Origin of the sequence: Vibrio sp. B181a (assembly GCF_030248375.1) — a bacterium.
GTDB lineage: Bacteria > Pseudomonadota > Gammaproteobacteria > Enterobacterales > Vibrionaceae > Vibrio > Vibrio campbellii.
The window spans coordinates 1-24,306 of sequence record NZ_JAHGAD010000042.1; the positions used below are offsets into that span (position 1 = coordinate 1).

Consider the following 24,306-nt stretch of genomic DNA (forward strand, 5'->3'; position numbering starts at 1 on the left):
CGGCAGACGACTTACACTCGATTGAGAGTGAATCGATTGAAGCCGTTGTCAACACCACCAAAACCATCGACACGGTCGAGCCATTCATAAACGAAGTGGCTGGTGTGATTGAGAATGTCATTCCGATTTATCCGGTGCGCTATGGCTACGCGAATTTCTTTGACGAATTGATGCCAGCGCAAGCTCCGCCGAGCATGACAGAAATGAGCGGAGCTACTGGGCTGAAAGACACCGGTGGCTACCTACTTCGCCTTCTACGTGAGGGCTGGTTGTACATCAAAGAAGAGAGCGAAGAAGAGACCGCGCCTTTCCACATCTTCAAATACGCACAAACTGAAACCGCAACTGGTGTGATTGAAAAGTTTGAGAAATACTATTTCACCAATGAAGAAAACGCTCAAGAGGGTTTAACGCTCGATACCTCATCGGGCTCCACGTTCTATCCTTTTGCGTTTGTGACGCCAAAAGCGAAAAAGATTTCCATCGTTTACTCTGAGCACGAATGGTCTGCCGCCATCATTGATAACATGAACAGCGATGAAGAGTTGCGCAAAAAGGCGATGCAGCAGGTGGATTTGACTGCGCAACAAACCGAGTTTAGTCAAGCGGCAACGCAAGAAAACCTCAGCGCATTGGTGGAAGATTACCGCAATAACGATGAAAAGTGGTTGGCAGACAAAGACAGCGCGAAGCCGATGCCTCATGGCCTTGATTTGGCAACCACCACATTAAGTTATCATCTTGATGCTGAAGGCATTGTCGAAACCATGCAAAAAAGCCATAGCGAGCATAAAGACGGCGCTTTGGTGGTTTTGTTTGACCCTGTTGGTCGTCAACGGGATCTAAATCATGTCTTGTCCTTCAATGTTGCTGATGAACAGGCGTATTACGCCAATAATGCCTACCCATTAACCATTGGTAAATTTGCTGAGGCTTGTTTAAGTTCAGATGTCCCAACAATCAAAGAAGCCGCTGAAAATAACTTAGATAAAAAAGCCTTGAATGATTACCAAAAAGGGGCTGATGAGTATGAAAAAAAACAGGTGAGGGAGCGTCAACAGTTACTAGAGCTCATAAATGAATACATGGTTGGTTCTTTTGCTATAGATGAAGTCGGCAGTTTGCCTGCATACATCAAATATTTCTTTGAAGACGGCTCAGAACAATCACTAGAGCCCGAAGCTGAACTGAGCAAAGTACTCAACTTAACCGCAGAATTGCTTGATGGGATCACGGCTTCCAAAGAAGGCATCACGTATCTGGATGACTGGGTAGGACAAAGTTTCAGTTCTGATCAAAATGACATCAGCGTAGGTCTCCTATTCAAAACGGCTAAAATACTGTTTACTCAGTGCCAGAATGCCTTTCCTTGGGATGAGGCACCAACAAAACTAACATTGGCTATTGGCCCTTGGCTTGCAAGCGTTCATGCTGATTTGGCCTACGATATCAAAACAGGGGTCAAAGAGGCTCGCTTAAGTGCAAACCAAGGCCTGAAACGATTTGCGACCGAGACACTGCCAGATATGATTGAGATCCTTTATGGGATCGCTCGTACTGGTGCAACCCTTGAATTTACAGTAGAGGAGTTAGAGAAGATCATTCAAGACCTTGCCAAGAAAGGCAAGCTTGATGTGGACCCTTATAAATATAAAAAAGGTAAACTGAATATCGGCAGTAAGCTGTATGAATGGGCGGACGATATCGCGGATCATGCAAAATCAAGAGTTATCAAATTGGATGAAATTAGAATAACCCAAAAAGCGCCTGCCGAGATTAAAGAAATGGTAGAAAAAGCACCAGTTAAAACACTATTGCATTTAGCGGGAGAAGCCCTAGATAAAGGCTTTGCTGCTTGGTCATTCTATGCCAATGTCGATGCTATCCAGAGCATTGTATCACAAAGCGATTATGAAAAAGCAGACCCTGTCAATGACGCTGGGTCGGTTTATAGAGTCTTCGCATTAACAGGATATATGACGGCAATTAGCGTAGACACGGCAACTTTGGCCCATGGTACACTCAAAATTACCAATAAAGCACTTCCGAGGGTGAGCGGAAAGCTCACTGCCAAGGTTGGTCCAAACTTAAAAATTTATGAAAATCGATTAGGGAGTACACTAACTGCAACAGTAATGAAACGGCTGATTTTTGCTGCAAATATGGCAGTATCAATTACCAATGCCATGTCTGCGTACCGTCATTACCGCTCCGGTAATCAAGGGGCTGCTATCGGTCATGGGATGCAAGTCGCAGCTAGTTTCTACCTTGGATTGGCCGTGTACGTCACTGTGTTAGCGAACCCCGTAGCTCTTACCATCGCATTTGCTACTCTCGTTTCGGGAGTGTTTATTGCTGATCATTATACTAAATCCAATTTTGAAAACTTGCTGTACAGTTGTTTTTGGGGGAACAGTGAAACTTATCCATTCTGGGCTGAGTTTGCTGATAGTGACTCAGTAATCAATCCAGACGTAAAAGTGAAGTATTATCTTGATGCTAAAAATAGACATTTAACACCATACTTTGATGCTGCACTACGTATTGAATCTCAAGAGTTTTTTAATTATTTCTATATGCCGACACTAAACATTACAGACCGCAGTATTAAGCCATACAATGGGCCGTCCAGAACAATGTTGACCTATGAGTTTGTTTTACCTGAATTTGTCAAAGGGGAGTCACAACTCTACGGTACGGTGTATACCGATTTGAAACAAAAGTCATACCCACTTTCGCAAAAGCCTGAGCCAGATGAAATAGCAACACAAGCACTTAAGCAGGCCGTTACCGCCGCTATAAATAGCATTACGAGGGATGACTTTAAACAAAATGGGTTGCATTTGACTGTGCATATTGAATTCGATCAACCAGTCACTCTATTTTGGTCATATGAACCTAAAGTAGGACTCGTTGTGCCTCAGCGCTCATTAAGTGGCGGTACAATAACAAACACCAAACTCATTGGTATGAAAGACGAACAACCAAACGAGACACCTTGGGGAAAATAGATGAAACGTCAGAAAATGGGGATATTTACAAAGTTTGCTCAGCCTTTTTCTAAGTGGTGGGAAAAGTTTCGAGCAGAGGTGACCGTTGTCCCAATGGAAGATCCATTGGAACCAATCATGTCTGTCAATGATGACACTTTAACCATCCGAACTGGCTTCCATAGCCGAAGAAACACAATCGGCTTACCTTTGCTGTTCACGGCAATCTTTAGTACCTATTTATGGCTTGGTGTAGTTCCTAATTTGGAACGACAAAAAGAGTTAGCGATTGAAAATATTGAGTATTTCCAAAATGAGAAAGCTCAAAGGGAAGAGTGGCTTCTCGAAGCTAAAAAGGAAAATAATGCAGAGGACGTGAAATACTATTTAGGTAGAGTGAAAGACTATAGCCAGTTGATAAAAAGTTATATGGTTTACATAGAAAAGAATGGCGATCCAACCATATTTACCTATCTAGAGAGTAAGTATCGACAAGGCGATTTGTTATGGACACTTTTTGGCTTTCTGATGTTAGGTATCAGCGCGATTTCTGCCGCTTGCTTTTTGGGATTATCTTTTATAAAGCCTAGAGATGCAGAGATTTACTTTGATCGTAACCGCGGTATTGTCTATACATGGCGTTGGGGACGTATTGGAGCAGCTCGCTTTGAAGATATCGGAATTAAAGAAAACATGATGGGGTTGAGTATCTATCTTCAGTTCGAGAACAAGAAGCAAGGTGGCTTCTGGCCTCGTGCGGTTTGGGGGATCGATGCAGATAAGCTTATTTTCCACAAAGAAGAAGACCTCAGTTACCTACTGGCTCAATTGTTGGCTTTCATGGAAAATGGAAAAGAAGCCGTAATTACTGGCGAATCATTTCAGCGCAAGCCTGCACGATTTTTTCTATTCGATGATATGAAGCCCAAGAACTTTGAGCAGCGATTAGAGCAAGTGCTTGAGGCAAGTCACAACTTAGTCGAGCTCTACGAAAAAAATGTTATTAAACCGTTAGCGATGTAAAGACATTTTTTGAGGCCTGATGGTGTGTGAGGAAATAAATGAATCGCGGCTCTAAAGGAATATTTACAACAAAAGCGCAACCTTTTTCAAAGTGGTGGGCGCAATTTCGAGCAGAAGTGATCGTTGTTCCGATGGAAGACCCACTCGAACCTTTTATGAGGGTCAATGATAATCTGTTGACGTTAAGGACTGGCTACCATACTCGCCGCAATACCATTATCGTCCCATGGATGCTGATGCTAACCGTGTTGACCCTGTATTTTATCTACGATTCTCGCTACCAATATGATTTTGAAGCTCACAAGGCTCAGGCAGGGCGTATGATCGAAAGCTATAGTGAGAACAAAGCCAGATACATAAGCTACCTTTCCGACGCTCAAAAGGAAGGGGATAAAGAAGAAGAGGATATTTTTCGGCGGGGGATAGCTCTCGCCGATAATGCCATTAAAGGCTACAGTATCTATTTTGAGCAAGACGGTGATGTGTCATTGTTTACACACATGAGAGCGCTTAAGCAACTTGGAGAACTAGATCATTTCCTTTTCGGTATCGGCCTTTTTTCTTTCATGGGCGCTTTATCTTTAGGTTTATGGTTGCTTTTCTTGTTGAAACCTCAAGACGCGGAAGTTTACTTTGATAGAAACCGGCAGATTGTCTATTCGTGGCGGCATGGAAGGGTTGGCGCAGCGTCATTTGACAAAATGGGGATATTAGAAAATCACCTTGGCTTAAATATCGTGTTGCAGTTTGAGAACAAAAAACAAACGGGCTATAGACCGATGGGGATCGTGGGCATTGATATCGGAAAGCTTTCTTTTCATCGAGAGAGTGATATGACTTACCTATTAGCTCAAATCTTAGCGTTTATGGAACATGGCAAAGAAGCAGTGATTACAGGTGAGTCATTTACAAGGGAGCCAGCAAAATACTTCTTACGCAAGGATAAAAAGCCGGATAACTTTGAACAACGTGTTGAAGCAGCCCTCGCAGCCCAAGATGATCTTGTTTCCCACTACCAAACGAGCCGAGTGAGAGGTCATGCGATTTGAGGTTTGAGAGTAATCTCGTTAAGGTAAGTTAGTGCGGTAGGACTAACTTACATTTACTCATCTTCCAGAATACATATTCACAATACCTAAATATAACGTCACACTTAACATTATGGACATGTGTGGCGTGTATAGACAATAGCCACACGTGCCGTCATGCTCGAAAACAATAATGGGGCAAAAGCTTGCTACAACAAAAGACAGAATAGAAAAAAAGCATCGAAAAGTTTCGAACTTTATTGTAACTTTTTGCTTTGAGTTAGCCTATTGAGTGGCATTGAGTTTTGATCTTTATTGTCAATTCTTTGTTATAGCGTCACGTAGCAATAAGCCCCGCGTAACAGAAAAGTTTCAATCTTTGTTCACCGACATTTGATAGGAAAAGGGTGAAAATGAAAGTAAAAGTAATAATAACATTTGGCTTTCTAATGGCTTTTTGTAGTGGCTTTTATTTAGGGATGCATTACTCAGAAGTTGAGACGAAAATTGATTCAGATAAAGAAACCATTCGGATTTTGCAGCAATTACAAGAAACGTCTGGGTAACTCATAGGATGGATGCCTATCTAAGATAAGTGTTAGTGATGCTTGGCCTCATGTGGCCGAGCTCTTGTGACACAATATGTTTGCTGTTCATGCCTGCAAAAGTATGGCTCAACAACATAACTCGTTCTTGAGCAAAAGTGTGTCTTGTACCATGGGCTCCTTTGCTAAAACCGAGCACTTTAACTGCTGCATTGCTGAATGCTTTAGATAAATTGTTGCCATATCGAAGGTCATAATATTGGAGGTATTTTACTCCCCTGTCTGCGCATTCTCTTGGTTGGTCTAAACGGCGTGATTCCAAGCGGGTAGCTAATTCTCGATCGACTGCAACGGTACGAATGAGTCCGCCTTTACCCGTAACAACATATGTTACAGTGTCACCCCTATCTGTATGTAAGGTTGATAACCAATCTCGTTGGTTAGAAATTGGTTTACCTTCCCCTACCCTTCTAATCTCTATAAGTTCTGATACGCGCAATCCCGCGTTGTATGCCAACAATATAGATAAACGAGTTCTTTCGTCTTTAAATGATTCTGCGATGGCTATTATCTGATCTCTAGTGTAGGCACGGGATTGCTCTCGTAGTGGACGGCTATCATTAGGTCTTGTCGATACCTTATGTTCATTACCGTTTTTTGGTCGTATTTCATCCTGCTTATTGGTCCCTAAGCTTCTTTCTTGAAGCTTATCCCAAGCTTGTTTTACGGCAGAGGTGCCGGTTCTATTTTTTTGAGGCTGCCCACTTCTGGCTATATAGTTGGCAATCCATCTATCTGTGAACGTGGGGGTTTTGTTTAACAAATGAAGTTCATAATGGTTTGGAAGGCGTCGATGTACCAATCGCTGTAATGCAACTCTATCACGACTTAGCGTTTTGTCGGATAAACCACTCCGATACCGATATAGTAAATATACTAGAGCGTGTGATTCGGTGAAGTGTTTCAGTCGTTGTAAGTCATAAAAATTGACCGCGTGAGCGATAGCTCTAGCGCCATCAAGGAATGTATTTACTGAGTGTATAGCAGCCGAAGATTTGTCTACGCGTTTTGTTCCATGTCGTGGTTGATTGAACGAAACGAAATAGCTTCTCAAATATCGTTTAGATTGATCGAGCAATCGAACGTAATTGGTCTTGTTAGTGGGTTTCTTTGGCATACATTTATCTCTTAAGTTCCAACACTCCCCCACGCAGACCTTTTGGTTTCGCTTGGTAGGCGTTTAATAAATGCAAATATAGCTTGCCGCGAGTATCTACGTCCTAACTCGTCCCGTAAAAATTCCGCGATACTTCTAAAAGAATAGCCATAAATTTCATATAAATTCTTGATCGCTTGAACACAAAAGTGCAACGGGCTACGCAGTTGCCAGTAAGCTCGGCTACGCAGTGCTTTGATGCGTTCAAGTGCTACGTTGAAGTTTGGTAATGGAACTACGGAAACTTCCCTGAACGATGAGTAATGTTCATCGATGATAAAGGCCACTCTTTTGTAATAAGCATGTAGTCGTTGTCGACTTATCGAAAAGCGATAATGAACTCTCAAAAAATGCGAAATATTCGCAAACGATGCACCTTCCTTTTCTCGCAGATTCAAAATGACAGGAACGAAGCTGTGTATTTTTGCTCCGAAATGCCATCCGCGAGGTTTTGGACATGCTTCGAATGTTGATATGCGTTGGCTAACGACTGCATTGCATAGGGTCATTGGTGGCTCTTTTGTCGAACACAGATGATGTCAGCAATGCTGACAGATAAAAAAAACGCTGTCAACATAACTATGTCAATAAAAATCACGCTAAGTGAGTAAGGACGGCGCTCTAGGTGGTATCAGAATGATTCACCTAGAGCGCCCGTCAGGGGGGCGGGTCACATCTTATGCTCGTGATGTGACCAAGGCCCCCCTGACGCGCAAATGGGGAGCGGCGACAATCTATATATTGCTCGTGATGTCGCGGAGCCGCTGCCCATTTAAAAAAGAGGGGTGCAGGCATGGTCCTAAGAATTAGACCTTGGCGGCAGTCCCAACCAAAAAGGCTCACTTGTGAGCCATCCTTATCACGCGCCCTGCGCGTAAAAACTCGGCCAGGGGCCGAGCGTCAAATGAGCCTGCAGCTCATTTGACAAGATAGCGGGGTGAGATGGTGATGATCACCAGGTTGGTGGGTATAGTGGTTTTGAAAATTGATTGCCGTTGCAATAGAGGAATAGATTATGAAATTTGAAGTTATTACAGTAACGAAGGGATTCGTTGAATGCAGATACAAAGATCCGAACCATAACGTCGTTACGATCATGACCGTTGAATTGGTTGGTTCAAAGCGTATTTTGTTTAAAGATTACTTTCGAGATTCAGCATACAACCTCCGTTCCGATATGGTGCGTTGGTGGGTGGCAAACGGGATAGCCATAGCGGAAGCGATGCCATGCGAACGTGAATGCAATTTGCAAGAGCCTCATACTCGTCATCTCGCATACGATTTGAACGAAGATGCGGCTCCTTTCATGAAGCGTATTTACGATAGATTCACGCGAAAGCGTCCAACAAATAAAGCTTGGTTGGATTCTCCAACTCGCCAGCGATTGGAAGATGTATTTAGTCGTGTATAAAAGATAAAGCTCATGACATTGGTTTATGAGCTTTCTTTTTTGTTCGCACTGCGAACATTCGGGAGGGACACATGGTTTGCGTTTGGAGCTATGTCGTCGATAATTGGTTCGAAATTAAACGAAGATACCTGTTGGTATAAGGATTACAGAAATGAGCGCTAAATTAGAACAAATAGTGACGTTAACTAATTGTCAGTACGACGAGTGTGGTGAACTACGTAAGCATCTGATTGAGGCACGAGACTTGGGCCGTTCAATCGATGGACACTACTACGCAAAACGATTGGATGATCTAGAAGTCCCTTGGAATATTCAAAATCAAATATCAGTTAGTGTTTCGGACCCTCGAAATGATGCTGTACAGCTATATCGTATATTGGGTCTTGATGTCATCCATGGATAACATCATGAAAAGAAAACGCCCTACTGGGCGTTTTTTGATTGACTAGAGTTGAAAAGGCAAACGAACAAGTTATATAATGTCTAAAGGTAGTGAGAGTGCAGCGCAATGCAGCTCGCACCACAAACGACGAATGTTTTGTGGTGTATTCTCAGACCGAAAAATGAATGGGTTTGGGGTGGTTCCTAAACCAGTAACATTCGCAAAGAAGGCATAGCTTGTTCGTTGGCTGTGCCTTTTTTGTATCTGTTATTTAATGACTCTCTGAGTCACAGAAAAGATCTTTCTATGCGAAAGATGCTTGCGAAAATAGGCATTTAGAAGTACAGTAAACAACAGTAGTTGGACTTACCACCCGACTCTTACCTAAACGAACGACATTAGAATTTCTTCCCATTTTTGTGTGAAGTATTGTCGTATTTTGACAAGGCACAATTGTGCTTTGTGCTTAAAAAAAGACAAGGAACACGAAGATGGAAACTAATCTTCATGGCAAAGCAGATCTATACAATGTGAGAATCGTTGAGAATCAACGAGGCTTTGTTGCACGTATAAAAAAACGGCAAGCGTATTGGTTTAATGCGCTTGCCGTTTTTTTGTTTAATTTGGATGCGTTTGCGATTGAACAATGTTTCTTGGTTGGCAGCCTTATGAAACGATTCAAGATTGGCAGTCTTGAGTTTGTAGCAATCGCTCGCTTAAAAGCTCATATCGCACCTTGGCGGGATTATGATATGGGCCTAACGTGTTGGCACAATCGAAAAGGGGGTAAAACGATGCATTTCGACTGAGTGTATGAACCTAGTCTATAAAGGCTTATCAATACAAAAGTGATTGATGTGAAGCAGTGATAGAGCAAGCTCAACCCTTGCATTGTAATTACTGCTCCACGTTTTAGCAACGTTTTGCCTAAAAAAAGTGGAAGCGAATGGAAAAAGAGACGCCTCAAAAGTCTCGTTATCAAGCTAGGGCCGAGTATTTTTCTCGTTACCGAAAAGAGAGACGTGCTGAGAAGCAAGAAACGTTAGAGTTCTATGAATGGCACATAGAGCGCTATGTTGCTACCAAGAAAGAGAAGAAGAACCCACCGAAAGCACCAACGATTGGTCGTTTCGATTCTTCACGTTACCCTATTGGCTTTAACCCTGTGATCATGAATAGAAAAACAGGGGAAGTTTCTCGTATGCCTACCGAGTTTTCTTTCATCTTTAAAGCTTGTGAAGAGTTGATTAATAATAAGCATCGTCTTCCTTCTTTGTACGAACGCGGGGGGGAAGCGCTTAACAAGCGTAATGTTCGTATTCAAATGGCTAAGTTTCTTGTTGTGTTGTTGGCTCATGCTGATATGTACCATGGACGTATTGGTGTTCCTACTAAAGAAGGGATTGATACGATCTCTTATGACACGTTAATACATGACTATGTTCTTCGTTGGGGAGAGATCATTTCACCAAAGGCTGTTCGCCAATGTTCAAAACGTTTGGAGCAAGCTGGGTATCTGTTTACAAAGAATATTTATGTCAAAATACCAAGTGAGAACTCTAAAGAGTTGAAATCAGATCTAGAGAAAGTAACTCTTGATGATGAAAATGTTTATGAAGTCCGTTCTGCTGCCAGCTATAAGCAATTTACGACAACCTTTATCAGTGAATTAAAAGTATCGTTATTCAACAATATTATGGAGATGATCAAAAAGACTCGATTGCGAAAAGAAAGTCAGGGAATGGCTTTCCATTGGATGACGTATAAGCAAATCGGGGAGCGTCTATTATTGGCGATCACCGGAGATAACCTTAACTCAAGCTCTGAAGTTCTTTACCAAACACCGCTGTCTGCGGAGCCGTATAATTCCTATCCAATATAAAAACGTATAGCGTTTATTCGCCGCTTAATTGCGGATTTTTTCGTATCATAAGAAAAATAGATAAGATTTACCTTTCTTAACCCCCATATCCAATAGATAAAAACTATCAATTAACTTTCTCAGTCCTGGGTTTTTGCCTCGATTTCACGTCATTACACTCAAATTCTTCGCCTGTGGATAAGGATGTTCACATTTCAACAATGTAGAGTGAAACCATAAAGTGGAACAAATAGGTGGAACAATTGGTATTAACACTCGGTAGAAGTCTATCCAACCTAAAGGTATTAAGACTTTTAGTATTACGATTAACATATAAAGAAAGAGATCTTTATTTATAAGAAGACTTAAAGGTACATCCCATTAAATTTCCCACCACCTTGCCAAACAAAACAATGAGCACAATTTAATGGGCCCCAACAGGCAGCTTTAAGTAACAAGAACAGAAAAGAACTGCGGTATAGCTGCCTGCGCTGGAAGTCTTTTTTGTCATACGACAGGAACCCCCCTCACATTACGACAACTCCGTGGAACGATCTCATAATCAATGGTTGGCCTCTCAACCTCCCCCGTATGATATGGCTTAGCAGGACAAGGGACAGTTACCCCTTAAATCTCCCATCACACGCTCTGTGCGAGCTCGTAAGGCGGCTTAGTCTGTGAATTAATGGAACCATGAACCTATAAAAATTAAATGGTCTTGAACTAACTAGATGCGCTGAACATTCAGTTTGTCATTCGACAGGAAACACAGAGCATATACTCATAGCTCTGTGGATAGTCTTACTCGCTTCGCTCGCGCATTCTGGCAAGGCAAAGGGTTATTTTCATACTCGAACTTATGTTTAATGCAAAAAGCTTATGAGCGCTCGGATAGGACGCTTCTTACTTGCTACGCAAGCGCGTTTTGGTATTTGTCGCGCAGCTCCAAATGAAAGAGGTAATAAGTTAGGGCTTCCATGTTTAGCTGAATAAACAAATGTTGGAAGATATGTGTCTATACCGTCAGATAGCCATCGCTATAAGGAAAACTTACTATGCTGCACACTTATAACCATCCAAACCTAACTCATGATTCCTCAGTCCTACGAACTGTCTTGAAACTTCCTTGCGACATACTTCTAAAGAAGCGTAATGGGGACTGCAGTGCTGTTACCGAAAAGCATCTGCTCCGAGTGTACGAACTGGCACTATGCACTGTTGTGTTTCAAGGTTGCGTGATGTTTTTGAACTTCGATGATGAGTATATTTATGGGGTCTCATTTAAGAACTGTCCCAATGAAGTCCTGACGCTCATTACGGATTTGATAGAAGGTGAGATAAAAATCAGGATGTAAATTACATAAATAAGCCACTGAACTCTAACAGTGGCTTTTTATTCTTTGTAGTAAGTGGGTTATTTGGTTTAGATAAAAATCGGATGTTATTATGTAAGAACATTGTATTAACCCAAACGATTGAGAATGCAAAACAAGACTAAGAAAATCACAAAGCAAGGAAATAGCTTAGGTGTCAACATACCGGCTCCTTTTGCTAGTCAATTGGGCCTCCAAATAGGGACAGAAGTTAATGTCGTCCTAGAGGATGATCAGATCATTATTACACGAGCCAAGCAAAACAAGTTTTACTTGCCCCATAGTGAAGAGTCAATTTTAGACGCGTTGGAACAGAGGTAACATAATTGGACATGAAGATACCAGGACGAAAAACGCTTGTAGAGGCGAACGGTAAACGCTATCTCATACTAACAGACTCTCGTTACCAGAAAGCTTTAGGATATTGTATTGCTTGTTCAGTAGAAGAGTTTGGGCCAGAGAATGTTACTAAGGTAAAAGTAAACGTTAACGACACTTCGTTTTTTATCGATGTCGCGAGAGTTGAGCCGATAGATCTTGCTGATGAGGTCGTAATTCAAGGGCAAATTTCAGACATTGAATTCAGGAAAGTGTTGCAAATTTTGATACCAATCCTCGGTGGTGAGCTTCTTTTCACGGACTCAATTTAAGACATTACATTGCATTGTGTGCGATATTCGCACATAATGAGACTTTCAGTGATTACATGAGAGCTACGGGACATGAAAGAAAGAATGGCTTATGTTGTGTTGCAGGTTGACGTGTTAGGCCAGAAGGTTCTGCCGTTGGTTATTCGCAGACTATACGCAAAGATCACAAGAACGGCTTGGTCAACTTGTTCATGTGGCCGTGGGTTTGGAGGGTTTGAGAGCAAGCACTGTCACGTTGTTTTTAATAAAATTAATCGTTCGATTGAAGCTAGAGGGACTGCTAATGTGCAGGCTACCCTTCTCTGTCCTATTTGTAGCTATTCCCTAGAAAAAGTTGTTCGCACTGCGAACAAACAAGCATAAATGTTAATTCAACATTCAATAGTTTAATCCGGATGCACTTCTCCTTTAGCTATAAGATTACCTAAATCAATTGGCTTTCTAAGGGGGTTAGATGAAAGGTTTAAGGCTGAAGTGTGCGATGGGCATTGCTATTACTTCTCTTATTACGGGATGCGTGAGTCCAGCGCCTTCTGTTAGTTATCAGAACGGATTAGATCAGGTGTATTGGCAGTCCGGCGAATATTCGGTAGCGGTCACTGGTGATTTTAATTCGCAGCTTAATTTGTCTCCGCGAGATCATGAATCTGGTTCTAGTGAATCGTTTTTTGATTTGATCCAACTAGATAGTGGAATGGTCTTGGATGTAACGGGAGAAGCTTATTTGGCGTACTCCTTTATGTCGGATAGTGTTGAACATGTTGTTCAGAATGTCTCAGGCATTTGGATGGGAGGTACTGAAGAACGATTGATGGTAGTAATTAAAAATAACGGTTGTGAAGCCTATCTTCATGATTTGCGTTTATTTAATGAGCCAAACGTTAGCGGTTGCGGCGTGAAGCTTAGCTTTAAGGCTAAGTAAAGGAGAGCCGATGCTAAGTGAACGTTACTCTAAAGCATTACAAGCACTGAAAAAGAACACCGCAAATTTTGTTCATTATGACCGAAAAACGTTAGCTTTGGGTCAGAATGAAATGGCGAATTACCAATCAGAATGCGAGCAGATAGTTAAACTTGCGCTAGAAAACGGGGTCCCTGTTGCTGACTTAAATGAAGAAATTCTGGTTCAGTGGTTAGCTCTGGGTAAACAGTAAATAAACAAGGTCGATGATGGAATTTTGTATCAATGGATACTATATAAAATTTTAGACTTCCTCTGTCATCGGCCTTTCATTCCATCACGTAAATCTACCTAGGAAACATTAAATGAATAAGACAACTTATTTGTTAATTTACTGTTTTACCATTGCTATCACGTTTCTACTTGGGTGCTCTGAGGCAAATTTAGAGGCCAATTCAGAAGCTAGTTCAGATGTGAGCGGCCAAAAACTCACTCTACCTTTGAACACAATAAAAATTCAAACAATCGGTATTGGTAGACTTGGTGAAGTAAAATGCACAAAAGAGGGCGACATTGGCATACTGTTACTGAACGACAATGGATACCCATATTTCTGTGTTCGCCATAATGGAAAAGTGCTTTGGATGACCCCTATTATGAAAGACCTAACAGCGAATAACGAGAACAATGAACGAGCAAGTCAAACTGATGTGAATATTGGTTTTGGTGATCCGATAGTGCAAGGTAATGCTAGATTCAATGACTAGTTCAAGTCGGTTTAACCTAAAGAAATAATCATAATGTTCGCACTGCGAACACTCATGCACCCTTCCCCGCACCTTCTTCCTCTCTAAAATTGGATCTCCATACGCTCGCCCACATCTATCGATAATATTTTGGTGTACACCTCCGTTGAACTTAATCGAGCATGACCAAGCAAAGCTTGGACGCGTTTAATGTGCATGTGATTCAATAACAGATGCATTCCGAAGCTATGGCGCAGAACGTGAGGTGTTAACGCGGTCCCCAAAAATAGCCCATTCTCGACGGCTACTTGCTCTATCTCTTTTAACCACAGTCTCGCCGTTTCAGAATTGATGGCCGTGCGCTTTTTGCTTCGCTTGGAGTGGAAGATTGGCAAACGTTGGTTAGTGCAATGCGTGACAATGTAACGGTTTAATTCGTTCGCAAACTGCGTATCAAACAGTGGGACCAGACGAATATTGCCCTTCTTGGCGCGACCTGAGCCGCTTTGCTGTTGCTTGAGGGTGCGTAGCTGCACCAAGCTACGATCTTGAACATGCAAAATATCGGAGGGTGTCAGCGCTAACACTTCATTGATGCGGCCACCGCAGTTAAACAGCAAGCGCAGTAACATTCGATGATGATCATTGATCGGCAATTCTGACAGTGCTCGGATTTCGGGTGCCAGCAAGTATTTTGGCAAATCCAACTCAGGACACTTGAGCATCACTTCTTTACGGAACGCTAACTGATAGTTCCAATCAACGGTTGGACTGATGGTGAGTTCTGGAACAGTACCAGGGAACGGGGACAACTCAACGGGGGTGTTCACGCCTTTATCTCCATTTGGCATAACGTGTTTGTATCGTTGCACAGCTTATGGGGCTTGTCTAAAGATCTTTTCTCGATCCTTTGACTTGGGAATTCCGTTCTATAGCGATAAAAGCCAAATTAAAAACGCACTGTAGATCCCCTTTTGCCACCGAAATAAAAGGGGAAAAACCCAACATATAGAAAAAAAAGAAGGGGAAGGCACTATATAGACGGCAAATCCCCTAAGTGCCGCGCCTTTGGGAGTCTACCTGTTTTGCCAAGTGAAGAATGACAGCGAAGCGGCGGGTGAAGAACTGGTATTAACTGGCCGTGTTTGTAACGATGTATTCAGACCAATAACACGACCCTTGTCGTAACGAAGAGCGAAGGAACCTATTATGGAATTAAATAATGTTGATGAAGCGGTTGCTTTAAGAATGAGTACTGAAATCGAGCAATGGTTTAAGGATAAGCGCGAACGTCTGACGATTGAGCTTATCGGGAATGGAAATCCCCTCTATTCTTTGACTACCTTCACCGATCTGGATGAGCTGAAAACGCACTTGAAATTGAGTGTCGGCTTGTTTGGTGGCTGCACTGAAGATATGACGCTATGGAGCTGTATTAAGGTACTCGATCAAGATTTATCTCAAGTGGTTTGTTATGACTTTGAAGAAACCGAATTTCCCTACCACTGACGCCAACGATACCGAGTCTAAAGCCGCTTTTAAAAGCGGCTTTTCTTTTATGGTGCTGGCCGACGTTGTTGATGAAATGAACCTCCCTGGTTCTTGGTTTGTTCTTCGACCCGAAAAGAAGCACGAGTTCATGATGAAAGTCTTTTAGTTTCATTATGGGCTTGTGCCTGCGGGTAGCGAAGCAAGGGCGGTATAGAGCCCTAAATGGCAGTTCTGCCATCTGTAAAAGAAAGTGGGGGGAAACGGATTGGTTATTGTTTGGACTTGGATCAATTTGAACGACCTATCGGTATTAATAAGCAGCGTCAGGGAGATAATGCGAGTACAATGCTCATTCACAACAAAATCATATACGCAGTAGGAAGAGGAAGCGTGGCGGGTAGATACAAAACACATTTTGAATGGAACGCGGCAGTTTATGCGGATCGTATCTACACGGATGCGTCTGGTGCGACTTATGATTTATCGCATACTAACACTCAAACGCATTCATTTAAGCTGAGTTATCGTGAGAACGGGAAGCGAAAGAAAGCCACTATCGACATCGAAGTGCGCTTCGATCCCCATTGCTTCACTCGTGAAAAGAAAGATGACACAGAAGTGACATTGGTGATTGACCAATTTAACGATGGTAGTACAACAGAGCGCGTCTTTGATTTGCAGCGTTATCAAGACAGTCTGTATTTAGCCTCTATTATCCCGCATCTGAGTAACAAGGACTGCAGAGAGAGCTTACAAGATGGCAAAGTGCTCTACTTTAAACGCAAAGATGGACAAGGCCGTGATTATGGCTTGTATGCGATTTTAAAGCTGAGAAAGCAGAAGGATAAGCTCGTGATGTTCATCGAAACAGCACATACGAGAACCAATCAACCATATAAGATGAAACTAAAACCGATGGCCGAAACGTTCGCTATCATTTTGGGGAGAATGGTCAGCACCAAGTGGCCTGAATTGATGAAGTAAAATTGTAGAACGATAGAAATGAAAATGCCTCGGTATAAACCAAGGCACTATTCAATGTAGCTTAACTGTTGCGCTTCTTCAGGGTTTTCCCTTTATTCCTAGCGACCGTCAGACTTTCGTCCCGTCTGAAACTGTGTTGCCACAGCGACATACTCGCGCCCTTTCGGACTGCAACTTATGCTTCGTACAGTCATATATTAGGAGAACGCCCCGAAAACATCAAGTCTTTTTCTTCTTGTGCAGACCTTGCTATAAGCGGGGCGAGCTATTTTCAGCCTTTAGTGCTTTTACTATAGTGACTTTGATATTTGTAACCCGTTGGTTTAAAGAAGGATTAAGTTATGAAAAAGCTGGAATTACTTGCTATGTTGTACAGTATTGAACTTAACGCCCTTGTTCTTAAGGCTAAAGACAGTATTGATGCTGACAGTGGAGAGGAAAAACTGGAACTAGAATTAGCTTTACGAGAGTTTGGTTATCATGCGCAAAGCTCTGCTGAAGCATTGGATGTTGCCCTGGTTTATGAGATTTTGGATATAGTAGATGCTTGCCTTAAAGGTGCTCGTAATTACTTTTATGAAGGGGTACAACGAGCACTAGAAGAGGAAGAAGTAAACACTTGCGTTGGTTGCCAAAATTCAAATGGTGAACCTTGTTCGTTACATGGATAAGATTAAATTGAAGAGGCTTATGCCTCTTTTTTTATGTGCATAAAGTATTACTGGATATACAACCAGTTGTTGATGTATCATATATGCTACAAATATAAAAAACATAACTTGGATGTTTAATTATGAAAAAACTACTTTTGGTAAGCTTGATTGCATTGAGTTCGTCTGTTGCAGTGGCAAAGCCTATCGTGAATACAAAAGCAGTAGAGCTTGTAAAAGACTTTAAGTGTTTAACAGCAGGATGCACTTTGATGTGTAAGGCACCAAATGGTAAGGCGTATGTGCGTCAGACTAAAATTGACAGTGCCAAGTTTGTTTCGTTGAACAGCGGTACTGTGATCTACCGATTGAAGAAATTTGGTGAAGATGTCGAGGTCGTGATCCCATCAGGAACCGAATCATGCGAAATGCGAAATGTTCGCTCATAACTTGCTGTTAAATAAGAAAGAGGCTTCCAATTGGGAGCCTTTTTTTGATCTGAATGATACTAAAAGTAAAAGGACGACTATATGAGAAATGTTGACCCCGCAAATGACATTCCAATGACAGAGTTGACTATTGAAGCTCAAAAGGAAAGGGTGAAAAGTTTTGCGAACAAAACACGGCCTGCTCTTACACAATATTGCGGTGGAACGGAAATACATACGCAAACAACATTACAAGTAACCAGTCCAGTTAATAGCGGTTACATGGCCTTATCATTAAGGTTAGATAAACGCGAAACACAAAATAAAGGTGCAGCGGCAGCGGATATCCGTTATTGGTTTCCAGAAATGTAGAAGTGATTTTTAATTTAGAGTAAAAAAAAGTCAGCTCAGCGCTGACTTTTTTGGGATTAATCTAGGTTATGTTTTTTATCGTACCAAAGGGCAAATAAAATCATCCCCGATGTCCCAGCAACAACTAATGCTAGGAAAAGGGCTTGAGCTAAGGTCATCATAGGTCGTCTCCTTTGTCCTTCGTTATGCTCGTATAAATCATTATACCAGATTCGTAGGGTATTAGTGTACTTAGTACAATGGTTTTTTGTTGTTCGTCTTCTTTCTCTTTCTTCTTGCGATCATCGCGGGCAGAGAGGTAGATCCCAACAGCAAAAACTATGTATCCAGTTACACCGAGAACGACGACTGTTAAGCTAAGTTCTTTACCACCAATAGCAAAAGCAATTGCCACGGCAGATATAAGGTTGACGCCGAGCTTCCTTAAATCTTCTCCAAGATGCTTTATCATTTAGTTTATCCCTTACACCAATGGGTGTGTTGTAAATTCAAAGTAATAATAAGTAGGGGAGTGACTGAGAGCTAGTTTAATTCCCGCTATTGTTCAATAGCTTTGAACGGAATGGTAATCATGGAGTTTTTGATAAACAAGATTCGACAGTTTAAAAGGAATGATGATAGAAGAATGTGTCAATATTGAATTTCAAGTGCTGTAGCTGCTTATGCATCTTGAACCTTTATTGTTGTGTTTAAGCCTTTGCCACTACTTTATTTTGGTAGTGGTTTTTTTTTGGGGGGGCAAGGTATGTTCGCAGTGCGAACAACAAAAAAAAGCGCCCAGAACGGCGCTTTGTTAGTTCTCTATCGCAAATCGTCAACAGAAAAAATAAAGTTATCTTTATAGGTGAATTGTCTATCTATCACAAAGTCTATGTAGATATCGTCATTCCAATCGGGATGCATGTTTTCAAGCATCTGTTTGGCTGCTTCTTTAGCTGCAATTTCAAATGATGTGGTATTGATAATTATTGCTTCGGGCTCTCCTAATGCGACATGGCCTATGGCAATAAAGTCTCTATTCTTACTCATGCTCTTCCTTAACAACAACGGTTGTACTAATTTCGCAATCAGTGTACAAAAACGCTTGCAACAGTCACAAGGGTCTCCCGCTCATGAGAATGATTCGGCACAAATACCATTATGGCTTGGTGGATATTCCTGAACATGGTCCAGTAACGGGCTCCAAAAGTTTAACTGGTCGAACGGTGCCTGCATTAAAAAATGATGGAGACACGATTCGAGAAGAGTTTGGTGGGTTTCTTAGTTACATGGTTAACGTAAGGGACGCAATTCAACTGATTAAGTTAATCGATATTGTTGGCGTTAATTTGTCTGGTGTTCTTAATGATTGGATAGAGGTTCCTAAGAACCACTATGTGGTTGGGGCGTATATTCATGGAAGGTATTACGTTTTACTTAGGAACGGGACAATAATGACTCATCCTTATGTCCAAAAAAGCAGGGTAGAAAACCAAAATAATGTCGTTTGGTTGAACAGAGAAAAAACGTAGTTGTTCGCAGTGCGAACGAAAGGTGTTCAAAACTTATCCACTTAAATTGTGGATAAGTAATAGGGTTTATAGGTAGTGCTTCAAGCTTCGATTTAGTAGTGTTGGTTTAGTAATTAGATGGCCTTCGCTATAGAGAGGAAAAAGCTATGAAGTTTATTTTATTTTTGTCTTTGTTTTTGGTTTTTAGCAGTCAAGTAGGCGCAAGCGAGCAAGGGTGTGTTTTTAACGGAATTGTATACGCTGTAGGTTCCATAGAAACGATGAATCAAGAAGATCTGGATTATCGTAAGAAAGCTGGTTATGAGGTGTTAGATGGTGATGCTAAGTTAATGATGTGTTCATACTTAGTGGAACCTCAACTTTACTCTTCTACTGAAACTGAATTAGATAATAGACGATATGTTTGGGTCGCCTTTAGTTGGGCGAACTAGAAAAACGCGTTCTGTTTAGAACGCGTTTTTTTTACTTGAGAATAGTTAATCCAAAGCTTGTTAGGTTCACCACTGAGAAATTCTGGATGAAATAGGTTGGATTGGTCAGAACCTAAAAGTGGGGCAACAGAAGTAATGAACTTGATAATTCCCTCCTTATGTTCAGAAGTGATCTGTTGTGAGTATAGGCCACACCAAATAGGCGTAATGCCATTCAACTGAAACCATGGAGCACGTGATGGTGTGCTTGATGAGTAGATAAAAAGTTGCATTACTTCCATAACATTATGAGTCCTGCAAATCCGCGTCTTCTTCCGATTCCATTGGAGTGCAGCCTGCATCAATCATGATGCGATCTGTTAGATTATCAAGGATTACATCACCATTCTTATCTTTTGCTATAGCTCGATGTCCGTAGAGAGCATAAGTAGAATCTTGGATTATATCTACGGATACTTCTGCGTTCGTAGAGAGCTGAGCAACATAAGGTTCAAAACCCTCTGTACACGGAGGAAAAGTGAATGCCTCGTTGAAGAAAAGAACATCAGAGAAAGGCCGTTCATAAAAGTAACTACCAGGGGTGATTGTCACAACCCATTTATCCCTGAATAAGTATGTATCTGAATCTATACTCAGTAGTTCAGAACGAGTCGCACCGGCATCTTTTAGTTGCTCAAAAGCAACTTTTCTGGTGTTGTCATCTAGAACAGCACTATGTAATTTTTTGATGAAGTCAGTATGGTTTGAAAGTTGGGGATCGCGACGTAAACGGTATGCAAGAATGTTACTTACTCTAGGATTCGATGCGAGAATCGTTGTGACATCTATTTCTTTTTTGGGAGCCATTGTTGGTTGGGCTTCAGCTGCACTAGAGCGCAGCGTGTTTAATATTGTTTGGTATAACTCTGCATTCTGCTTGTTGAGAATAAGAAAGCCAGCCAAGTGAATAATGGTAATGATGAGAATAGTTGCCGCAAGGAGTAGTATCGCGGACTGGCGAGGTATGTGAAGAAAAGGTAGTCTCATAATTAATTTTCCATATATTTTTCAAGTTGGAGAATAGAGGCCATTTGGTCTGTGTCATTTAAGCCGCATAGACTCTCTGCTCTATTTCTTTTGCTAAGTGCGTTGAATTTAGGGTTTGAGTTTTCCTTTGCATCCTGAATGAGATACACCACAGTATTTCGGTCACATTCGAGTAAACGATAATATCCATATAGTGTTCTCATAAACTGGCTGCGGGAGTTGTAGGCTTGACATGCTTCAATATCACCATTGGCAACTTTCATTAGTTCAGCATGAAACTTTTCTAAAGTTTTTACTGAAATACCGCATAAAAAAGCGACATGACTCATGCCAGTTTCTGGTAAAAGAGTGTGCAGAAGATCTATGGTCATTAATGCTTCTGATGGGAGCAATATGTGCCTGACCTTCTTTGGTTTGTTTGACTTCTCGGTTTTGCTCATCATCCCTTCCTCATCGTAAAAAGTGCTTATCGCATGATGAAGAAATAGTTTATGCTAACAGCCCAAGAGCAATCGTTTTAGGACAACGATTGGTCCATTTCTCCCTGCTTATTAAGTTAAATGAAAAAGAAAAGACTATTTATTGTGAATGCGAATCTCAAAAGTGAAGCATCAAAGATGAGCTGTTAGAATGATAAATAGGAAGTAAAAGAGGATTTGCTCGGTGAAACCGTATGTAAAGGTTGATGGATACCCGAAAGCGATAGAGAGCGTAGAACGGTTTAAAGCAGAAAATGAATTGGTTCTAGCTGTTTGGATTCGTATTGATGGATATTCGGAAGCATTTAATCAAAGTATCGAAGATGCAGAAAGCTATGCGCATGAAGTTTACGAACGAATAGAGAGTTGTTCGAATAGCTACCGCCAGCTTTTACGTTTAGATGAAAGAAATTTTTTATTGTTAATAGCAACTAGAAAAAGCTCGGCTGATCAAGTAGAAAGTAAGGTCTTGGAACGATTACAAAGTTTGCCTCCGTTTTCTTTTATCACACCTTCTCTAAGCCATCTCCAATTCTTAGCTGAAAACAAGGCACAAGATATTCTGTCTAAACTCAAATACACACTACGTAATGAATGGGATTTGAAAGTCGACCAAGATGTAAAAGAGGCGCAATCAAAGGTAACTAAGGAACGCGTAGAGTTAAGTGATGTAGAGTGTTTTTTTCAGCCAGTATATTGGGTGTCCAATCGTTTGAGAGGTTTTGAGGTTCTCGCAAGGTGGAATCATCCGTTATATGGGATACTAGAGCCAAGCCACTTCTTAGCAGTGTTAGAAAGGCAAGGTGAGTTAACTGAGTTATTGTTTAAGCAACTTTCCAGCATTGAAAAACTGATTGAGCGTCGGCCTAACACATCTGACGTTTGGTTCAGTCTTAATGTAAGTCTTTCTTCGATCAAAAATAAAAGTGTATTTCGACGTTTCGAAGAGTTAAGAGAACGTAATATCAATCTAGAGTTAGAGATTGATGGGATCTCCGAGTTTCTTACTGAATCTGAGTTAAGCAGGATTCGAGATTTGGGTATTCGAATTTCGATAAATGGAATAAAAGACATTTATGAACGTTTCGATTTGCCAGTAAAGTCTTACGATACGGTTAAGCTTTCACCCAAGTTGGTTAAACAATTGACCCATGGTGACAGTGATGCAATTCGAATGTTAAAAGCATGGATAACACGGTTTGTTCAAAGTCAAAAGCTACTCATCGCAAATGGAGTAGAGACACGTAGAGCTATTGAGTTATTAGCATCATTACGAGTTGATGCATTACAAGGATTTGTGATTAAAGCCCCGATGTCATTTCAAGAGGCCGATGAGTGGTTACGTGATGTTCCTGCCTCATTGCTGTTTAAAGCAGAAGACAACATAAAACCATTTCGAGCGCCAACCAAGAAAAAGTAATAGTCGTGTAGTAGCTGGATGATTACTTTTTTTTAGTGCCATAAATCAGCAAGGTCCAGTCGATTTGGCTGGGCTTTGTTGTGCCTGTCGTTTATTAAAACTATCGTTCCCGTTCCCGTTCCCGTTCCCGTTCCCGTTCCCGTTCCCGTTCCCCCTGTCGCACCGAGCACTGGTAAACTTTGGGCAAAACATACCAATGAGATAGTAAACTCACACATTTACCAAAATAGGAATAATGAAAATCGGATATCCCCGTGGTAGCATTCAATCTTTATCATTCCTATAAAGATTATTATCCGTGTTAGTTAGGTTTAAAAGTTGGTTAGCTCGTCATAGTAAATGGTTAAGCAAAAAAAAGGTTCTTATAGCGATTCCTTATCTTAGTTTAACCATTTTCTTATTGTTTTATTTCGTTTATCCGCTTGGCTTGCTCCTTTGGCAAGGGGGTAAGGGGTCTATCCATTTGATCGAAATTGTGTCTTCCACTTTGGGATACGTAAATTTTTCAGGAGATCAAAGATACATTACTACCCTTTACTATTGGGTTAACATCGTTTCACCTATAGTTCTGATAGTATTAACCTTTTTAAGTGTTGTAGGTATTGTTAAGACAATAAGGGACGGCACAGAGCAGAGAAAACTTGAGACTTATAGATCGACTTATCAACCTTTCGGTTAAAGATTTGCAGGACGTCCTAAATAGTGACGTAATTCCTCCACCTATTATCGCGGAACTATTAGGAGATGAATTTTCTAAAAAAACTAAAAAGTGGGATATTAGAAAGGTAGTTATACAAACGAATACTTTGATAGGGTATTCGGAATCATTACCTAACAAAAAGTTTGTCGAATCTGTACGTATGTTTCTCAATGCCTCCGATTTTCACTATGACTCGTTTGGTGCGAATCTGATACTTATTGAACGATACTCAGCGTTGTTAGAGTTGGTTTTGATGAGACAAAAGATCAAGATAGACACAAGTTACAACAACGTGATTTTGAGTTTTTGTGAGTATTTGTATTCTTTTCTTGAGTTTGCCAATCATTACAATGACGATTTGCATGATGAAATAGAAAGGTTACATGAAGCTATTGATGAGATCGATACTCGAGTAAATCTTAAGATGACTATAACCAACCAGAAGACTTTAAGAGATCTTGAAAAATCATTTAGTAAGTTTGATAAACTAAGTTGTGAAGAAATTCTTAGTCATAATCCCCCTATAGGTAGGCTTACGAAGCTAAAGTCCCTTTTTACTGAGCGTGGTGATTTACCATAACGGCACTTAGTGCGTACCTAAACCTATACTTTTGCTAGTGCGATACTACTCATCGTACTAGCTCTTCACAGTTTAGACTTGCCATACCTATAGAGCGTCAACTAGCTT

At 41.1% G+C, this 24,306-nt stretch carries 29 protein-coding genes; 22 read left to right on the forward strand and 7 right to left on the reverse strand.

Translation table 11 applies throughout. The annotated features are described in order from the left end of the window. The first annotated feature begins 104 nt into the window (after positions 1 to 104). The 4 genes from KIO97_RS18490 (at position 105) to KIO97_RS18505 (ending at position 5,607) form a co-directional block, all read left to right on the forward strand. On the forward strand, positions 105 to 3,011 hold the full coding sequence (locus tag KIO97_RS18490) for a toxin VasX (protein ID WP_285383623.1): 2,907 nt from the start codon (positions 105 to 107) through the stop codon (positions 3,009 to 3,011). Then, on the forward strand, positions 3,012 to 4,013 hold the full coding sequence (locus KIO97_RS18495; protein ID WP_285350634.1) for a hypothetical protein: 1,002 nt from the start codon (positions 3,012 to 3,014) through the stop codon (positions 4,011 to 4,013). Between the two features lie 38 nt (positions 4,014 to 4,051). Further along, complete coding sequence (locus KIO97_RS18500) at positions 4,052 to 5,062, forward strand: hypothetical protein (RefSeq protein ID WP_285383624.1); 1,011 nt, start codon at positions 4,052 to 4,054, stop codon at positions 5,060 to 5,062. A gap of 392 nt (positions 5,063 to 5,454) precedes the next feature. Continuing rightward, a complete protein-coding gene (locus KIO97_RS18505; RefSeq protein WP_248365511.1) occupies positions 5,455 to 5,607 on the forward strand; it encodes a hypothetical protein in 153 nt (50 codons plus the stop codon). Positions 5,608 to 5,623: 16 nt separating this feature from the next. On the opposite strand, the gene KIO97_RS18510 is transcribed toward KIO97_RS18505, so the two are convergent. After that, positions 5,624 to 6,763, reverse strand: coding sequence for a hypothetical protein (locus KIO97_RS18510; protein WP_285383625.1), 1,140 nt, complete (start codon positions 6,761 to 6,763; stop codon positions 5,624 to 5,626). Positions 6,764 to 7,817: 1,054 nt separating this feature from the next. Here KIO97_RS18510 and KIO97_RS18515 point away from each other — a divergent pair. From KIO97_RS18515 to KIO97_RS18550, 9 genes are all read left to right on the forward strand, one after another. After that, a complete protein-coding gene (locus tag KIO97_RS18515; protein WP_285383626.1) occupies positions 7,818 to 8,213 on the forward strand; it encodes a hypothetical protein in 396 nt (131 codons plus the stop codon). Positions 8,214 to 8,364: 151 nt separating this feature from the next. Continuing rightward, on the forward strand, positions 8,365 to 8,616 hold the full coding sequence (locus KIO97_RS18520) for a hypothetical protein (RefSeq protein ID WP_239924980.1): 252 nt from the start codon (positions 8,365 to 8,367) through the stop codon (positions 8,614 to 8,616). Between the two features lie 470 nt (positions 8,617 to 9,086). Next, complete coding sequence (locus tag KIO97_RS18525) at positions 9,087 to 9,404, forward strand: hypothetical protein (protein WP_285383627.1); 318 nt, start codon at positions 9,087 to 9,089, stop codon at positions 9,402 to 9,404. 137 nt (positions 9,405 to 9,541) lie between these two features. Beyond that, entirely contained in the window at positions 9,542 to 10,477 is a 936-nt protein-coding gene (locus KIO97_RS18530) for a hypothetical protein (protein WP_285383628.1), read from the forward strand. Positions 10,478 to 11,937: 1,460 nt separating this feature from the next. Then, on the forward strand, positions 11,938 to 12,150 hold the full coding sequence (locus KIO97_RS27045) for an AbrB/MazE/SpoVT family DNA-binding domain-containing protein (protein WP_373417328.1): 213 nt from the start codon (positions 11,938 to 11,940) through the stop codon (positions 12,148 to 12,150). Between the two features lie 5 nt (positions 12,151 to 12,155). Beyond that, entirely contained in the window at positions 12,156 to 12,479 is a 324-nt protein-coding gene (locus tag KIO97_RS18535) for a hypothetical protein (RefSeq protein WP_285383629.1), read from the forward strand. Positions 12,480 to 12,933: 454 nt separating this feature from the next. Then, positions 12,934 to 13,401: a hypothetical protein gene (locus KIO97_RS18540; protein WP_285383630.1), complete on the forward strand. Its 468-nt coding sequence runs from the start codon at positions 12,934 to 12,936 to the stop codon at positions 13,399 to 13,401. A gap of 10 nt (positions 13,402 to 13,411) precedes the next feature. Continuing rightward, positions 13,412 to 13,633 carry a hypothetical protein gene (locus KIO97_RS18545; protein WP_285383631.1) on the forward strand — a complete coding sequence of 74 codons (222 nt, stop codon included), beginning with the start codon at positions 13,412 to 13,414 and terminating at the stop codon, positions 13,631 to 13,633. Positions 13,634 to 13,745: 112 nt separating this feature from the next. Further along, on the forward strand, positions 13,746 to 14,147 hold the full coding sequence (locus tag KIO97_RS18550) for a hypothetical protein (RefSeq protein ID WP_285383632.1): 402 nt from the start codon (positions 13,746 to 13,748) through the stop codon (positions 14,145 to 14,147). Between the two features lie 83 nt (positions 14,148 to 14,230). On the opposite strand, the gene KIO97_RS18555 is transcribed toward KIO97_RS18550, so the two are convergent. Next, positions 14,231 to 14,956 (reverse strand): site-specific integrase, encoded by a 726-nt coding sequence (locus KIO97_RS18555; RefSeq protein WP_285349843.1) that lies wholly within the window; start codon positions 14,954 to 14,956, stop codon positions 14,231 to 14,233. A gap of 379 nt (positions 14,957 to 15,335) precedes the next feature. On the opposite strand from KIO97_RS18555, the gene KIO97_RS18560 reads away from it, so the two are divergent. From KIO97_RS18560 to KIO97_RS18580, 5 genes are all read left to right on the forward strand, one after another. Then, complete coding sequence (locus KIO97_RS18560; protein WP_285383633.1) at positions 15,336 to 15,635, forward strand: hypothetical protein; 300 nt, start codon at positions 15,336 to 15,338, stop codon at positions 15,633 to 15,635. A 204-nt stretch (positions 15,636 to 15,839) separates the two neighbouring features. After that, positions 15,840 to 16,601 (forward strand): hypothetical protein, encoded by a 762-nt coding sequence (locus KIO97_RS18565; RefSeq protein ID WP_285383634.1) that lies wholly within the window; start codon positions 15,840 to 15,842, stop codon positions 16,599 to 16,601. Positions 16,602 to 16,942: 341 nt separating this feature from the next. Beyond that, complete coding sequence (locus KIO97_RS18570; RefSeq protein ID WP_285383635.1) at positions 16,943 to 17,272, forward strand: hypothetical protein; 330 nt, start codon at positions 16,943 to 16,945, stop codon at positions 17,270 to 17,272. Positions 17,273 to 17,394: 122 nt separating this feature from the next. Then, the gene (locus tag KIO97_RS18575) at positions 17,395 to 17,700 is read left to right on the forward strand and encodes a hypothetical protein (protein ID WP_199481082.1); all 306 of its coding nucleotides are present in this window, start codon (positions 17,395 to 17,397) and stop codon (positions 17,698 to 17,700) included. Positions 17,701 to 17,781: 81 nt separating this feature from the next. Next, entirely contained in the window at positions 17,782 to 18,051 is a 270-nt protein-coding gene (locus KIO97_RS18580) for a hypothetical protein (protein WP_285383636.1), read from the forward strand. A gap of 157 nt (positions 18,052 to 18,208) precedes the next feature. Here the strand turns inward: KIO97_RS18580 and KIO97_RS18585 are convergent, their stop codons facing one another. Both KIO97_RS18585 and KIO97_RS18590 read right to left on the reverse strand, forming a co-directional pair. Continuing rightward, the gene (locus tag KIO97_RS18585) at positions 18,209 to 18,502 is read right to left on the reverse strand and encodes a hypothetical protein (RefSeq protein WP_285383637.1); all 294 of its coding nucleotides are present in this window, start codon (positions 18,500 to 18,502) and stop codon (positions 18,209 to 18,211) included. 350 nt (positions 18,503 to 18,852) lie between these two features. Further along, positions 18,853 to 19,080, reverse strand: a complete 228-nt coding sequence (locus KIO97_RS18590; RefSeq protein WP_258472670.1) for a hypothetical protein — start codon at positions 19,078 to 19,080, stop codon at positions 18,853 to 18,855. Between the two features lie 83 nt (positions 19,081 to 19,163). On the opposite strand from KIO97_RS18590, the gene KIO97_RS18595 reads away from it, so the two are divergent. Both KIO97_RS18595 and KIO97_RS18600 read left to right on the forward strand, forming a co-directional pair. Then, positions 19,164 to 19,562 (forward strand): hypothetical protein, encoded by a 399-nt coding sequence (locus KIO97_RS18595; protein ID WP_285383638.1) that lies wholly within the window; start codon positions 19,164 to 19,166, stop codon positions 19,560 to 19,562. Between the two features lie 146 nt (positions 19,563 to 19,708). After that, positions 19,709 to 19,993 carry a hypothetical protein gene (locus KIO97_RS18600; RefSeq protein ID WP_285383639.1) on the forward strand — a complete coding sequence of 95 codons (285 nt, stop codon included), beginning with the start codon at positions 19,709 to 19,711 and terminating at the stop codon, positions 19,991 to 19,993. Here the strand turns inward: KIO97_RS18600 and KIO97_RS18605 are convergent. The 3 genes from KIO97_RS18605 to KIO97_RS18615 are packed head-to-tail and all read right to left on the reverse strand — an operon-like array spanning position 19,990 to position 21,462. Continuing rightward, positions 19,990 to 20,274: a hypothetical protein gene (locus KIO97_RS18605; RefSeq protein WP_285383640.1), complete on the reverse strand. Its 285-nt coding sequence runs from the start codon at positions 20,272 to 20,274 to the stop codon at positions 19,990 to 19,992. The two genes, KIO97_RS18600 and KIO97_RS18605, sit on opposite strands and share 4 nt — an antisense overlap. A gap of 4 nt (positions 20,275 to 20,278) precedes the next feature. Beyond that, the gene (locus KIO97_RS18610) at positions 20,279 to 21,019 is read right to left on the reverse strand and encodes a hypothetical protein (RefSeq protein WP_285383641.1); all 741 of its coding nucleotides are present in this window, start codon (positions 21,017 to 21,019) and stop codon (positions 20,279 to 20,281) included. A gap of 2 nt (positions 21,020 to 21,021) precedes the next feature. After that, positions 21,022 to 21,462, reverse strand: a complete 441-nt coding sequence (locus KIO97_RS18615; protein ID WP_285383642.1) for a hypothetical protein — start codon at positions 21,460 to 21,462, stop codon at positions 21,022 to 21,024. Positions 21,463 to 21,682: 220 nt separating this feature from the next. Between KIO97_RS18615 and KIO97_RS18620 the strand changes: the two genes are divergently transcribed. Together KIO97_RS18620 and KIO97_RS18625 are read left to right on the forward strand one after the other, a co-directional pair. Then, on the forward strand, positions 21,683 to 22,918 hold the full coding sequence (locus KIO97_RS18620; protein ID WP_285383643.1) for an EAL domain-containing protein: 1,236 nt from the start codon (positions 21,683 to 21,685) through the stop codon (positions 22,916 to 22,918). 641 nt (positions 22,919 to 23,559) lie between these two features. Next, a complete protein-coding gene (locus tag KIO97_RS18625; RefSeq protein WP_285383644.1) occupies positions 23,560 to 24,198 on the forward strand; it encodes a hypothetical protein in 639 nt (212 codons plus the stop codon). Positions 24,199 to 24,306: the final 108 nt, after the last annotated feature.